Below are 13,831 nucleotides of genomic sequence, written 5' to 3' on the forward strand. Positions count from 1 at the left end.
GAGTGGGCTACGCCTTCCCTCGTGACGATATCGCCTACCTGGGCAGCGCGGCCGCCACGGCCGCGCTGACCGAGGTCGGCGCCTTCGCTCTCACCCCCGCGTCGCTGCTGGCGGATCTGGACAAGGTCCGCCGCACGCACGGTGATCGGACCGCGGCCCTGGTCGAGACGGTCCGGCTGCGCCGCCGCGCCACCGCCAAACTGGCGGGAGCCGAGCAGTGGCTCTTCACCGATGACGCGCTGCAGCAGGCGACACCCTCCGCCGTGGCCCGGCACCGCGCCACTCGTCTGGCCGGTCGGACCGTGCACGACGTAACCTGTTCCATCGGTGCGGAACTCGCCGAATTGGCGCGGGTCTGCCCGGCTGTGATCGGCAGCGACCTGGATGATGTTCGGCTCGCTATTGCCGCGCACAACCTCGGTGTGGCCGCGCTGGGCTCCGGCGCCCGCACCGCCGTGCCGACTGATGCGGGTGGCCCACAGGGGCGAAATGTGTTGCTGGTCAAGGCCGATGCGCTGCGGCCGTGCAGCACCGCCGAGGTGGTAATCGCCGATCCCGCCCGCCGGGCCGACGGCCGCCGCACCCACGATCCGGCCAAACTGCAACCGCCGCTGCCGGATCTGCTGTCCGCCTACGCCGGTCGTGATCTGGCCGTGAAGTGCGCTCCCGGACTGGATTTCGACAGGCTGGGCTGGGCGGGCGAGATCGAGGTGGCCTCGCTCGACGGCGCGGTGCGGGAGGCCTGCCTGTGGTCACCCGGACTGGCGGAATCCGGCGTGACCCGCCGTGCCACGGTGCTCTCCTCCACCCGTGCCCCCGAGGTTCTCACCGACGCCGATCCGGACGAGATTCCCGAGCGGGACCCCGGCGCGTTCATAGTCGACCCCGACGGTGCGATCGTCCGGTCCGGCCTGGTCCGCCACTACGCCGCGAAACACGGTCTGTGGCAATTGGACCCGCGCATCGCCTATCTGACCGGCGACACCGTCCCCGAGGGCGTGCGCGGCTTCCGCATTCTCGACCGAATGGACTTCCGCGAGAAGCCCTTACGCGCCGAGCTGCACCGTCGCGACTGCGGACCGCTCGAGATCCTCACCCGTGGCGTGGATCTCGACCCCGATGCGCTCCGCGCCCGCCTCAAGCCCCGAGGTAAACAGCCGCACACGCTGGTTGTCACCCGCGTCGGCAGCGCGGCCACGGTCTTCCTCTGCGCCACAACCTGATTCGCCGCTAGATACCGTCCACGGCAGCCACGGTGAAGGGCCCCGGAGTGCCGGCGCCGTACGGCCCGTTCTTGTCGAACTGCGAGATGGACACCAGCGCATGGTCTCCCACGTGCACGATGGAGGTGGGGATATCCAGCGCTGGATCCGTGACACGCTGCTGCAGTTCGGCATTCGCCCCGTCATCGGTAATGCGCCAGCGGCTGATGGCATCACTCTTGTTGTGCACCACCCAGAGCGTGTCGCCGCGCAATTCCAGGCCGTCGCCGTCCACCATAGTGCCGCCGTGCAGGCTCACCTCGGAAGTCTGCCCGTTCGGTGCCACCCGATACAGAGCGCCATTGGGCATATCGACCGCGAGTAGATAGCGGCCCGCCGGATCGGCGACGAGGCCATTGAGAGTCATGGGGTTCTGGGCCGCAGCGTCTTTCGCGGAACCGAGATCGCTGAAGGCGGACAGGTCGGCGCGGCCCCCGTGTGCGACCGCGTCATCGAACTGCTGCGGCGTGATGCGATAGATCACCGGTCGCACGCTGTCGGTCAGGTAGACGGTGCCATCCGCGGTGATGGCCAGATCGTTCACGAACGGCTGCGCCTCTCGCACATCGAAGCGGGCGATGAGCGCGCGAGTCCCGGTGTCGTACACCGCGACTCCGTGCGTGTGGTCGATGACCCACAGCCGCCCCGCGGCATCGACCTTCACCCCGTTGGCGGTCTGCCTGCCATCGGTACCGGCGGGCAGGAAGACCTCGGCCTGCTGTGTGCCGGGTGTGGCCCGGTAGACCGCACCGTCGAGGAAGGAGCTCACATAAATCGCCCCGCTACGCGCATCTGCCGCAATGCTTTCCGGGTAAGCCTGCGCGTCGGGCAGTTCATAGGCGGTGCTGATGTGTGTGGCGGGCGAAGTCGCGGCGGGAGCGGCATCCGTGTCATTCGAACAGGCCGCCAGTGTGAGCAGCAGTGCGGCAGGCGCGGCGAATCGGAGTCGTGTCAGGCGGAACATGCGGGTGCCTTCCGATGGCAGTTCGATAGTGGTCACACCATAGTGTGGACACGAACATAGATTAGAGTTCTAATGATCGTCAACACACGAACAGCTAGAAGAGTCGATTACCATGCACCCTGTGACGTCGATGCCCGCCTCCGAGCGCCTGGGTTCCTACATCAAGCGCGCCGAACAGGCCCTTCAGGGCGCGAAGAACCCCGCCCTCAAACCCGCGGGCGTCACCGTCCCCCAATACGCCGCCCTCTTCGTCCTGAGCTCCAACCCCGGCATCTCCGCCGCCGCCCTGGCCCGCGAATGCGGCGTCACCCCACCCACCATGAACACCATCCTGGCCAACCTCCAAGACCGCGCCCTCATCACCCGCACCCCCCACGCCTGGCACAAGAACGTCCTCGAAACCCGCCTCACCGACACCGGCGAACAAACCCTCCGCGACGCCGACCACCGCGCAGTCCGAGTAGAACGCGCCCTGGCCGAAGAATTCACCGCCGCCGAACGCAAAGCCCTGGCGGAGCTACTGGAACGCGCCGCCACCCGCCTCGACTCGATCCGCCCCGAATAGCTCGCCCTACAACGCGGTTCGGCCCCCGGATTGCTCCGGGGGCCGAATCTGCTGCCGTGCGTTTACTTCTTGGTGGGCTTGAAGACGAAGAGTTCGCCGATGCGGGTGGCGACGACGACCTGGCCGTCGGGGCCGATGGTGGTGCCTGCGGTGCTGCCCTGGGCGCCGGGGAGTTCGTGGGAGTCGACGGTGGCGCCGGAGTGGGTGTCGAAGGTGACGAGGTTGAGGTTGTCGCCTATGGGGGCGACGGTGTAGCCGGTGTCGCCGGCGGTTTGGACGGGGTGGCCGCGCAGGGCGAGATCCTTGCGCTCCCAGGCGATTTCGGCGCTGTCGCCATTATCGCGAATGGCCATCAGGTGGCCGTCGTCCCCGGCGGGGATGAGCAGGCCGTCGGCGGCGGATATGGCGCCGCGGGCCGGGAAGCCAAGGTCCTGAACCCATTTGGTGCGGCCGTTCGAGGTGTCCACGGCCAGTAGCCGATTGGTGTTGTCGCCCACGTAGAGGGTGGAGCCGTCGGGGGAGAGGGTGGGGCTGGTGGCGCTGCCGCCGGTGAGCATTTCGGCGCTCCAGTCGCGCTTGATCTCTTTGCCGCTGTAGGTCAGCGCGACAAGATCGGCGGTGCCCTCACCGGGCCGCCAGACGGTGGCGTAGAACCGGCCCGACTTCTCGTCCACCGCTGACACATTCGCGACCGGGCACTGCGGGCCGCCGGTGGCGCAGTCGTCCAGGCCGGAGAAGTCCGGCGGCCGGGGCAGATCCGGATGGGCCAGGAAATCGGGTTCGCCGAGCAGTTGGAAGGTGGAGACCTGGCGGTTGCCGGTCTGCCGGCTCAGCACGTCGACCTGCCCGAACTGGGTCACCGACAGCACATTTCCGTCACCGGTGAACTGCACCGACACCGGAACCCCGGCGGCGGGGGTACGCCAGCGCGGCTGTCCGAGATTATTGAACGCGTTCACACCGCCGTCGTCGCCGACATAGATATTGGTGGCGCCGTCGATGGCCGCCCCGCCCTCGATGGCGCTGATCCCCATGGGATTACAGAACCGCTTGCGCCCGGTCGGCATGAGGAACGAGAAGATATCGCAGGAATCGGTGCGGGTGGTGACCACCACCTGCCCCTCCGGGCCGACCATGGCCGGCTGTGCCAGCGGTCCGCCGACCGGTCGCGACCAGCTCAGTGCGAGGGATCGGGATCCGGTGACCGGACTGGTCGCACTATTGCGGGCATCGTGGAAGGCGACCGGCCACCCCCGGCCCGATCCGACCTTGATGTCGTCGACCGTGGTGCTGCCGCAGGCGCTCAGCGCGAGTACTCCGACCGCCGCCAGCGCGAAGACTCGCGACACCGGCCCCAGCCAGGACGGCCCGCGGCGATCCCGGGTATGACCGATGCGCGGTCCCTGCTGGTCACGTCCGGTCTGCCGCCTGCCGCTTCGCACCTGCTGGTGTCCCTTCTGCCAGTACGGAGTCTGTCGTATGCCGTGGTGGCTGATGCAGCTAAGTGGTGGGGCTGACGCAGCCGGAGCACAGCCTACTTTCGCCGCCCGAGGCCGGGACCGATACCCCGTGCGGAGCACCGATTCGCGGGTCGCGGCAGGTGGGCGTGCAGGGTGCGGAGCTTGTCCGCGGGCAGCGCGCGGCGGGGTTTCGGGATGCGCTATTGCGGTGGGGTCCGGGCGGTTCGGTGCGCGTACACGGCGAGCCGCACGCGGTTGTCGCAACCGGTCTTCTCCATGAGATTGCCGATATGGGTTTTGACGGTGGTGACGCCCAGATGCAGGGCGTCCGCGATCTCCTGATTGCTGAGTCCGTCGCCGACGAGCACCAGCACCTCCCGCTCGCGCGGTGTCAGATCCGCTTGCGCGGGAACAGGTTCCACCGGCTCCCGGGTGGTGACGACCCGATCGACCAGCCGCCGCAGCAGAGGAGGGGAGAACAGCATGTCGCCCTCGGCGGTGCGCCGGATGGCGGTCAGCAACTCGGCGGGTTCGGTGTCCTTGACGAGGTATCCGGTCGCGCCCGCCGCCAGCGCGGGGAACAGATGATCATCGTCATCGAAGGTGGTGAGCACCAGGATGTTCGCGCGGGACCCGGCGCGCACGATGGCCTCGGTCGCCGCGACACCGTCCAGACCGGGCATGCGCAGATCCATCAGAATCAGATCCGGCGCGAGTTCGGCGGCGAGGCGAATGGCCTCGACCCCATTGGCGGCCTCGCCGACCACGCTCAGATCCTCGGTGGATTCGATGAGCATGCGCAGTCCGGCGCGCACCAGCCGCTGATCGTCGACCAGCAATACGGTGATCATGCGCGGTTCTCCCCGTTCGGCAGCCAGGCATCGACGATCCACTCCGAGCCGGTGGCGCCGGCGGTGACCCGGCCGCCCGCGAGCTGAGCCCGTTCCCGCATGCCGATAATGCCGTGCCCGGTCGGCGGATTCGCGACCCGATCCGCCGCGGCACTGCGTACCCGCACCGCTATGCCGCCGTCCATGCCGTCGATTGTGAGCAGGACGGGCGCACCGGGCCGTGCGTGCTTCATCACATTGGTCAGCGATTCCTGCACCAGCCGCAGCAGCGTGAGCCGCCCGATGGCATCCAATCCGCCTACTCCGGTACGGATTTCGGCCGTGACGTCGAACCCGGCCGCCCGCACCCGCTCGACCGCGGCCTCGATCTCGGTGCGCGCCGCCTCCGAATCCACCAGTGCGACTTCACCGAGCGCCGGATCACGCAGCGCGGTCAGCAGCCGCCGAATATCGGTGAGCGCGTCCGAGGCTGTGCCGTGCACATCGTCCAGCACCGCCCGCACCCGCGGATCGGCCTCGGCCACCACATGCCGTGCGACGCCGATGCGCAGCACGATCGAGGCCATATGGTGCGCGACCAGATCATGCAGTTCCCGCGCCAGTGCGCCGCGTTCGACCAGCCGGGTGCGCTGTTCGGCTTCGGCGCGCCGGTTTTCGGCATCGGCGGCGCGCAGGGCCAGATTGGCCGCCAGCTGGCGCTGCCCGCGCAGATACAGCCCGAGCAGCAGCGGCAGCCCGACATAGGTGCTCACCTCGAGAATGAGCGAGGCCCGCGACAGCGACGGATCGTGGAGATTCCAGCGCCCGAACGCCACCGCGAGGGCCCAGCACGCGGCGGCGAGCGCCACGGCCGCCGTGCGATGGGTGCGGCGCACGACATCCACCAGTGCGATCGCCCCGAGGAACGGCACCAGCCCCGACAATCCCCATGCGGGAATCCGGAACAGCGGAACCGCGAGCGCCGACAGTGCGATCGAGACCGTCAGCGGCCACCGGCCACCGAGCGCGAACACCACGCTCGCGGCGACGGACAACACCCAGTAAACCCAGGGCACCCGGTACTGCCCGGGAAAGGTGCTCGCCGCCAGCAGCAGTGGGACCAGAACCAGCGGCAGGCAGCGCACCACCGTCTCGAAATGCTGCCGCGTCCGGATCTCGTTCACGCCCCCACGGTAGGGGACGCGATGAACAAGAGGGTCTGCGGGGAGGGCGGGGCGCGCCGGTAAAAGCGCTGGTTAGCACGTTTCGACAGGCTTCGCCTCCTCCGCTGGGAGGAGGCGGCCCGCCTCTGTCACGGACCCTTCGGAGGAGTTGAGGCAATCGGTCGGCAAACGATGCTGGAGGGGTATCGATAGAAGGAGTGCGCTGTGGTCTCGAGACGAGGCTTTCTCACCGGATTCGCCGTGGCATCGGTGGCTCTCACCGCCGGGTGCACCCGGTCCTCGAGCCCCGTGGTCGTCGCGGGCGGATCACGACCGCTGCCGATCCCGCCGCTGGCCCCGTCCACGGTGGGCTCCGACGGAATTCGCCGCTTCAGCCTGCGGGCCCAAGCGGGCAAAACCGAGATCCTCGCCGGAAAGTCCACGCCCACCTGGGGATTCAACGGCCCCATGCTCGGTCCGACCCTGCGCGCCAAGCGCGGCGAGACGGTGGCCTTCACCGTGCACAATGCGCTGCCGGAGGCGACCACCGTGCACTGGCACGGCATGCATGTCCCCGCCAGTTGTGACGGCGGCCCGCATCAGACCATTCAGCCGGGCGGCACCTGGCAGCCCAGCTGGACCGTGGATCAACCGGCCGCGACGCTCTGGTACCACCCGCATCCGCACGGTGCCACCGAGAAGCACGTCTATCGCGGGCTCGCGGGCATCTTCCTCATCGACGACGAGTCCTCGGCCTTGGATCTGCCCAAAGACTATGGCGTAGACGATATTCCGCTCATCATCCAGGACCGTCGGCTCACGCCCGACGGCGCGCTGGACGAAACCGACCCCTCCGATATCGGCCTGCTCGGCAAGACTATTCTCACCAATGGCATTGCCGGAGCGCATCTTCCAGTTCGCACCGAACGCGTGCGCTTGCGCATTCTCAACGGTTCCTCCGGCCGCATCTACCGTCTGGCATTCTCCGACAATCGCGAATTCCAGATGATCGCCAGCGACGGCGGCCTGCTCACCGCGCCGATTCCCTTGCGCGCCCTCCAGATCAGCCCCGGCGAGCGCGTCGAAATCGTCGTGAGCCTGCGCGGGGGAGACCCGGTCACCCTGCGTTCCCTGCCGATCGAACAGCGCGCGGGCATCAGCAAGGCCGCCGCTTTCGGCTTCGACGACACCTTCGACATCCTGAGTCTGGAACCGGACCAGAAGCTGAAACCCGCTGCACCCCTCCCCAATTCGCTCGTCGCCATTCCAGCCCTGGTAGGGCCCGGCACCCCCGCAACCCGCACCTTCGACCTGCGCTGGCACATGATCAACAACCAGCGCATGGACATGAACCGCATAGACATGACCATTCCCGTGGACACCACCGAAGTCTGGTCCGTCCGCAACAGCGACAACTGGCCCCACAACTTCCACGTCCACGACGTCCAATTCCAGGTCGTTTCCATCGACGGCCAAGCTCCACCCCCGGAACTCTCCGGCTGGAAGGACACCGTCTACACCACCCCGGGCCCCACCTATCTGCTGGCCATGCGCTTCGCCGGCCACAGCGACCCTACTTACCCGTACATGTATCACTGCCATCTGCTATTACACGAAGATCAGGGCATGATGGGCCAATTCCTCGTCCTGGCCCCGGGCCAGCAGCCCGCACCCATGCAGATGGGCATGGGCGAGACGAGCATGCCGGGTATGGACATGCCCGGCATGGAAGGTCACGGCACACACGGTTCCTGAACCAGCGTGTCCACCGCATCCCGACAAGACCCAACCGCATCCCGGCGTATCCGCCCCGTCATCCCGGCATGTTTTCGGCCGGGATCCACACAGTCTGTGCTCCAGCCGTTTTCGTGGATGCGAATCAGCCGTGCGACGCCAGCACGGCGGAGCCGAGCAGTGAGGCGCTGATGGCATCGCCCGCGTATATCCGCATCTGCTCCTCGTAGGCGGCGACTGCGGCGATCGGATCGGCGGGCCTCTCTCCCAAGGCGGCAGCGAGGGTCGCGGCGTCCCGCAGTGCGGTATTCGCGCCGAGCCCGGCGGCCGGGCTCATCGCGTGGATGGCATCGCCGAGCAGCGTCACGCGACCGGCCGGCCGCGGTTCCGGGGCGGCGGCGGTGCGAACGGTCATGGCGGCCACGGTGTTTCGGTCGCTGGTGGCGAAGACCTCGCGCAGCGCGGGATGCCAGTCGCGGGTCGACCGTTCGATGACGGCGAGCGCATCCTGATCCGGATCGTCGGCAGCGTCGAGTCCGAATCGAATGCGCGGGCCGAACACAGCCCAGTACAGGTAGTCGGGGACCGCTGTCAGACCGTTCTCGGGCGTGAACAGCGACTGCCGGAAGGTCATCGAGTCGAGCACCGCCACGAAGCCGTCGGCGAATACGACCGACGTACCGGTCAGCAGATCGACCGGGATGGTATCGCCGAGCGCGCCGGTGAGAACCGTCTTGCCGTAGAGGCAGACCGCGCCGGTATCGGCCGGTTCGGTGTGCGGCAGCCGCTGGCGGCGGATCGTCGAATTGACCCCGTCCGCGGCCACGACCACATCCGCGACCGCGGTGCTCCCGTCCTCGAAGTGCACGGTCACGCCGTCATCGGTTTCGGTGACATGGCTGAGCGCCTTGCCGAAGTGCACCCGATCGGCGATCCCGTCCAGCAGCACCTCGCGCAGTGTCAGCCGATTCGCGCTCAGATCGCCCGCCGCCTCTTCGCCCGGTGCGTCCTCCACTTCCGAAGGCCGCCAGGTCTCGACCGCGCGCCCGCCGATCACACTCATATCCGGGCCGATGAACTGCCCGCCGGTCGTCGTGACCGCGCAGCTCGCCCGGAACAGGTCGTAGCGATCCGCGGGCAGGCACTGCGCGAGACTGCGCTGCCCGGTCTCGTCGATCCGAATGCGGTATCCCTGTGTCCGGCTGCTCGGGCTCGAATCCTTCTCGTAGATATCGAATGCGATCCCGTGCCGTCGCAGCCCCTGACCCATACAGAGTCCGCCCAGCCCCGCACCGATGATGGCAATTCGCAACATAACCAAGGCCTCAATCTCCCCAAAGGGCTCTACAGCTGCACGAACCGTGCCACCTCACCCTGGTGGAGCGCGCTTGCACATGGCTTGCGCGCCGCTGTCGCACCCGCAAGCTGCGAGCGGTATTCCGAGCGGGTATCAATCCCCGCGTCGTCCGCCCTATGAGCGAAGTCATATGGTGGACGCTGAGATCGCCCGCCCCGCCCGATCGGAGCGGTGGGCCGACCAGCGAAAAACAGGAGTAGTTCGTGACGAGCATGTGGGGCGCGCCATTGAGTGCGCGTTGGCGCGGGTCGCGTCGCCAGGATCCGGAGCAGGCGCGTTTCCTGACGGTGGCCTCGGCCAAGTGGGTGCTCGCCAATCGGGCCTACACCCCCTGGTACATCGTGCGGTACTACCGGCTGTGGAAGTTCAAGATGGCCAATCCGCATATCGTGCTGCGCGGCATGGTCTTCCTGGGCCGCAATGTCGAGGTGCACTGCACGCCGGATCTGGCCCGCCTGGAAATCGGCCGCTGGGTGCACATCGGCGACGGCAATGCCATTCGCTGCCACGAGGGTTCGCTGCGCATCGGCGACAAGGTGGTCTTCGGCAAGGACAATGTCGTCAATACCTACCTGGATATCGAAATCGGCGAATCCACCCTGGTCGCGGACTGGTGCTACATCTGCGATTTCGACCATGTCACCGATGACATCAATCTGCCCATCAAGGACCAGGGCATTGTGAAGTCCCCGGTCCGCATCGGCCCCGATACCTGGATCGCCGCCAAGGTCACCGTCCTGCGCAGCACCCGCGTCGGCCGCGGCTGCGTCCTCGGCGCGCACGCCGTGGTGAAGGGCGACGTCCCCGACTACGGCATTGCCGTCGGCGCCCCCGCCCGAGTGGTCAAGAACCGCAAGGACGCCTGGGACGCCGCTGCCGAAGCCCGCGCCGCGCACATGGCCGCCCTCGCTGATATCGAACGTAAGAAGAACGGCGTCACCGCATAGCGCAGCGCCTGTGACAGTGCAGCGCCGCTGACGAATGGCCGGGCCCGGATGCCCGGCCATTGTCGTATCCGCCCGGTACCGTCGGCGGCATGAGTCGTTACGCCGCTTTCCTGCGCGGGATCATGCCGAGCAATCCGAATATGAAGAACGACAAGCTGCGCGGCGTATTCGAGGGGCTCGGCTTCGACGAGGTGAGCACGCTGCTCTCCAGCGGCAATCTGGTGTTCTCCAGCGATGAGACCGATATGCCCGCACTGGAAGACCGGATTCAGCAGGCGCTGCAGGCCGAACTCGGCATCGGCGGCGGAACCTTGATTCGCAGCCGAGAGCAACTGCAGGCGCTGGTGGACCTCGACCCCTTCGCCGGGCTGACCCATTGCCGCGAAACGTATTTGACGGTGACGTTCGTCAAGAACCCCGCGGTGGGTCCGCCCGGAGCCAATACCGAGGAGACGGTGCGCGTGCTCGGCTATGACAAGCACGCTGCCGCGATCCTGTCGGTCATCGACAACACCAATCCGAATACCACGACCTACATGCAGTGGCTGCAGAAGAAGTACGGCAAGGACGTCACCACCCGCACCTTCCTGACCGTGCAGAAGACCTTGAAGAAGCTCGGGTAGCCCCGGCCCGGATTATGCTGTGGCGGTGACTATCGGTCTCCGTAGTGCATGCGCCGGTCTGGCCGCGCTCGCCCTGATGGGTTCGATCGCGGGTATCGCGCAGGCCACCCCGCCCGATGGTGTCACCGGGGTGATTCTGACGCGGACCACGATCGGCGGCACCGACTACATTCTGCGCGAAATCACCATCGCTCCAGGCGGTTCCACCGGCTGGCACTATCACGACGGCACCCTGTACGCGGTCCTGCGGCAGGGGCAGATGAGCCATTTCGACGCGACCTGCGCATCGGATATGACCGGCGGACCGGGCACCACCTTCGTCGAGCGGGCAGGCACGGGCAATATCCACATCGAACGCAATCTGGGCACCGAGCCGCAGATTCTCGATGTGCTGTATGTGCTGCCCGCCGGCAGTCCGCTCTCCGAGGACGCGCCGAACCCGGGCTGCCCGTTCAACTGACGGTTGGCACCTGTCCCGCTCAGTCGCGGACTATGAGTTCGGCGGTGAAAACCTCTGAGGGCGGCCGGATTCCGGTGCGGATCTGGGCGATGAGCAGGCGGGTCGCCGCGACGGCCTGTTCCTCGCGCTTGGTGTCCACCGCGGTGAGCGGCGGGTGGCTCAGGCGGGCGATCATGCCGTCGGCGGTGATCAGGGCGATGGGGCGGCCGGTTGCGGTCAGGGCTGTGGAGACGCCTCGGGCGATCGAATCCAGTGGGGCATAAACACAGTCGGTGTCGGGGAAGCGTCGCAGGAGGTCGGTGGCGGCCTGGTGGCCGGCCGCGACGCGGGCATCGCCGGCGTCCGCGATTGCCACTCGTGGCGGAATGCCCTGGTGGGCACACCAATCCAGGAAGGCGCGGTGCGTTCCGGCGGCGGTCTGGCGGCGGCTGGAGTCGACGATGAGGGCGGGGCGGGTGTATCCGCGTGCCAGGAAATGGCTCATGGCGCACTCCACCGCGCTGCCGCGATCGAGGGAAACCGTTGCCACATCCTGTCTTTCGGTATCTCCGCTGATCAGCACCACGGGGAGGTCGCGGTCGACGAGCGCGGTGACCAGTCCGTCGTCGGGATCCGGATCGACGAGCAGGATGCCGTCCACACTGAGGTTCTGCACCCAATTCTGTTGATCCGAAGGCGGAACGAGGGTGAGCGCATACCCCTGGGCGAGGCTTTCCGCGGCCGCGGCCACGGCGGTGCGCATGTACCAGTCGAGCCGGCTGTCGCGGTCGGCGCTCTCATCGGACATGAGCGAGGCGACAATGGCGAGGGTATTGCCCGCGCCGGTGCGCAGCGCGCGGGCCCGGGGGTCGGCCTGGTATCCGAGGTCGGCGGCGACCTGCTGAATGCGTTCCCGGGTGCGGCTGTCGATGCGGCCCTTGCCGTTCAGGGCGTGCGAGACGGTGGCGACCGATACTCCGGCGGCCCCCGCGACATCGCGAATGGTGGGTCGGGAACCGGCCACCGGTATCTCCTCATCTCGATGCGTTGGCGAACTCGCTGCCCGATGCTACACGCTCTGCCAAAACGTTTTTGCAACACGGTCGTAAAGCGCGTTCACGCCCACGAAATCTGCGGCGCGCAAGCTGTTTCGCACAGGTGCTGAAACGTTTTGGCATCCAGGATCGGAGGCAGCAGATGGCCCATCGCACCGTGTTCACCGACGCCGTCGTCTTTCCGGTGCACGACGAAAGCCTCGATCCCTACCGTGGCTACCTCGTGGCCGATGAGGCGGGAATTCTCCTCGAGACCGGCGCGGGCGACTACCGCCCGCGGTCCGAACAGGAGGCCATCGTCGATCTCGGCGGCGCCCTGGTCTTCCCGGGATTCGTCTCCGCGCACAGTCACCTGTGGCAGAGCGTCTTCCGCGGCGTCGCCGACGGCTGCTCGACCATGGGCTGGATCGGCAAGCTGCACAAGCGATTCGGCGCGGCCATGGAACCGGGCGATATGTATGCCTTCACCAGGCACGGCCAGCACGATCTGCTGCGCCACGGAATCACCCTGGTGTGCAATCACACTCACGAGTTCGGCGGCGGCCCCGCCGAACAGTGGCAGGCGGCGCTCGACGGCCCGCAGCGGACGGTGTACTCGTTCTCGCCCCCGCTGTGGCTCTCGGCCGACGAACGCCTCAGTGAGCTGGACAAATTCATGCACCTCATCGCCGAGGACCGGCATCGCCTGCCCGCGATCTCGGTGAACACCACCGCCCTGCACAGCGTCGAGCAGATGCGCCGCGAGAGCGAGATCCTGCGCGAGCTCGGCCTCGGCCTGCACGCGCACTATCTCGAGGACCCGACAGTGGCTGCCGAACAACAGCATTCGTTCGACGACCTGGTGGCCGCCGATCGCCTCGGCCCCGACACCGTCTTCGCGCACTTCATCCACACCACTCCGCATATTCGCGATACCGCCGCCCGCGCCGGTGCGGCCATGGTCTGGAATCCGCTCTCCAACGGACGCCTCGGCTCCGGCATCGCTGATATTCCGGGCTATCGCGCCGCCGGTCTGCGCATCGGCATGGGCGTCGACGGTCAGGCCAGCGCCGATACCGCCGATCCCTTCCAGAACATGCGCACCGGCCTCTACCTGCTGCGCGCCGCGGCGCAGGACCCGGTCGTGCTCGATGCCCGCACGGTGCTGCGCATGCACACCCTCGACAGCGCCGCCGTGCTCGGCGTCGGTCATCTCGCGGGCAGCCTCGAGGTCGGCAAGGCCGCCGATTTTGTGGTCTGCGATCCGCCCGCGCCGTACACCCACCTGCCGGCCGCGGAACTGTGGCCGTTCGCGGTGCTCTCACTCTCGGCGGCCGATATCACCGATGTGTACGTGGGCGGTCAGCGCGTCAGCGGCGGCACCGCCGATCGTGACCGGGCCCTCGAAAAAGACTGCGGCGCGCGGGTTTCCCGCCTGTACAGCGCCGTCTGA

General features: G+C 67.5%; 13 protein-coding genes. 7 read left to right on the top strand and 6 right to left on the bottom strand.

The features are described from left to right. Window positions 1-2 precede the first annotated feature (2 nt). Window positions 3-1,223 (top strand): class I SAM-dependent methyltransferase, encoded by a 1,221-nt coding sequence (locus OG326_RS11445; RefSeq protein WP_327144607.1) that lies wholly within the window; start codon window positions 3-5, stop codon window positions 1,221-1,223. Between the two features lie 7 nt (window positions 1,224-1,230). Here the strand turns inward: OG326_RS11445 and OG326_RS11450 are convergent, their stop codons facing one another. Next, window positions 1,231-2,262, bottom strand: coding sequence for an SMP-30/gluconolactonase/LRE family protein (locus OG326_RS11450; protein WP_327144608.1), 1,032 nt, complete (start codon window positions 2,260-2,262; stop codon window positions 1,231-1,233). Between the two features lie 94 nt (window positions 2,263-2,356). Between OG326_RS11450 and OG326_RS11455 the strand changes: the two genes are divergently transcribed. Then, complete coding sequence (locus OG326_RS11455) at window positions 2,357-2,791, top strand: MarR family winged helix-turn-helix transcriptional regulator (protein WP_327146443.1); 435 nt, start codon at window positions 2,357-2,359, stop codon at window positions 2,789-2,791. Between the two features lie 62 nt (window positions 2,792-2,853). Here the strand turns inward: OG326_RS11455 and OG326_RS11460 are convergent, their stop codons facing one another. The 3 genes from OG326_RS11460 to OG326_RS11470 all read right to left on the bottom strand — a co-directional run bounded on the left by OG326_RS11460 (window position 2,854) and on the right by OG326_RS11470 (window position 6,265). After that, window positions 2,854-4,233 (bottom strand): outer membrane protein assembly factor BamB family protein, encoded by a 1,380-nt coding sequence (locus OG326_RS11460; RefSeq protein WP_327144609.1) that lies wholly within the window; start codon window positions 4,231-4,233, stop codon window positions 2,854-2,856. Window positions 4,234-4,451: 218 nt separating this feature from the next. Next, on the bottom strand, window positions 4,452-5,102 hold the full coding sequence (locus OG326_RS11465; protein WP_327144610.1) for a response regulator transcription factor: 651 nt from the start codon (window positions 5,100-5,102) through the stop codon (window positions 4,452-4,454). Continuing rightward, entirely contained in the window at window positions 5,099-6,265 is a 1,167-nt protein-coding gene (locus OG326_RS11470) for a sensor histidine kinase (RefSeq protein ID WP_327144611.1), read from the bottom strand. Before OG326_RS11470 ends, OG326_RS11465 begins: the two co-directional genes overlap by 4 nt. A 204-nt stretch (window positions 6,266-6,469) precedes the next feature. On the opposite strand from OG326_RS11470, the gene OG326_RS11475 reads away from it, so the two are divergent. Next, window positions 6,470-7,999 (top strand): multicopper oxidase family protein, encoded by a 1,530-nt coding sequence (locus OG326_RS11475; protein WP_327144612.1) that lies wholly within the window; start codon window positions 6,470-6,472, stop codon window positions 7,997-7,999. A 124-nt stretch (window positions 8,000-8,123) separates the two neighbouring features. Here the strand turns inward: OG326_RS11475 and OG326_RS11480 are convergent, their stop codons facing one another. After that, on the bottom strand, window positions 8,124-9,293 hold the full coding sequence (locus OG326_RS11480) for an FAD-dependent oxidoreductase (protein ID WP_327146444.1): 1,170 nt from the start codon (window positions 9,291-9,293) through the stop codon (window positions 8,124-8,126). 245 nt (window positions 9,294-9,538) lie between these two features. Here OG326_RS11480 and OG326_RS11485 point away from each other — a divergent pair, with 245 nt between their 5' ends. From OG326_RS11485 to OG326_RS11495, 3 genes are all read left to right on the top strand, one after another. Further along, a complete protein-coding gene (locus OG326_RS11485; protein ID WP_327144613.1) occupies window positions 9,539-10,282 on the top strand; it encodes an acyltransferase in 744 nt (247 codons plus the stop codon). Window positions 10,283-10,371: 89 nt separating this feature from the next. After that, window positions 10,372-10,905, top strand: coding sequence for a DUF1697 domain-containing protein (locus OG326_RS11490; protein ID WP_327144614.1), 534 nt, complete (start codon window positions 10,372-10,374; stop codon window positions 10,903-10,905). A 25-nt stretch (window positions 10,906-10,930) separates the two neighbouring features. Then, window positions 10,931-11,365: a cupin gene (locus OG326_RS11495; RefSeq protein ID WP_327144615.1), complete on the top strand. Its 435-nt coding sequence runs from the start codon at window positions 10,931-10,933 to the stop codon at window positions 11,363-11,365. 19 nt (window positions 11,366-11,384) lie between these two features. Here the strand turns inward: OG326_RS11495 and OG326_RS11500 are convergent, their stop codons facing one another. Beyond that, a complete protein-coding gene (locus tag OG326_RS11500) occupies window positions 11,385-12,368 on the bottom strand; it encodes a LacI family DNA-binding transcriptional regulator (protein WP_327144616.1) in 984 nt (327 codons plus the stop codon). Between the two features lie 173 nt (window positions 12,369-12,541). Here OG326_RS11500 and OG326_RS11505 point away from each other — a divergent pair, with 173 nt between their 5' ends. After that, window positions 12,542-13,831, top strand: coding sequence for an amidohydrolase family protein (locus tag OG326_RS11505; protein WP_327144618.1), 1,290 nt, complete (start codon window positions 12,542-12,544; stop codon window positions 13,829-13,831).

The sequence above is a fragment of the Nocardia sp. NBC_01327 genome, from assembly GCF_035958815.1.
Taxonomy (GTDB): domain Bacteria; phylum Actinomycetota; class Actinomycetes; order Mycobacteriales; family Mycobacteriaceae; genus Nocardia.

What these genes read in the sequence shown, in the direction of transcription:
- OG326_RS11490 (WP_327144614.1), top strand. Translation starts at nt 10,372, where the DNA reads ATGAGTCGTTACGCCGCTTTCCTGCGCGGGATCATGCCGAGCAATCCG.
- OG326_RS11455 (WP_327146443.1), top strand. Translation starts at nt 2,357, where the DNA reads ATGCCCGCCTCCGAGCGCCTGGGTTCCTACATCAAGCGCGCCGAACAG.
- OG326_RS11480 (WP_327146444.1), bottom strand. Translation starts at nt 9,293, where the DNA reads ATGTTGCGAATTGCCATCATCGGTGCGGGGCTGGGCGGACTCTGTATG.
- OG326_RS11465 (WP_327144610.1), bottom strand. Translation starts at nt 5,102, where the DNA reads ATGATCACCGTATTGCTGGTCGACGATCAGCGGCTGGTGCGCGCCGGA.
- OG326_RS11505 (WP_327144618.1), top strand. Translation starts at nt 12,542, where the DNA reads ATGGCCCATCGCACCGTGTTCACCGACGCCGTCGTCTTTCCGGTGCAC.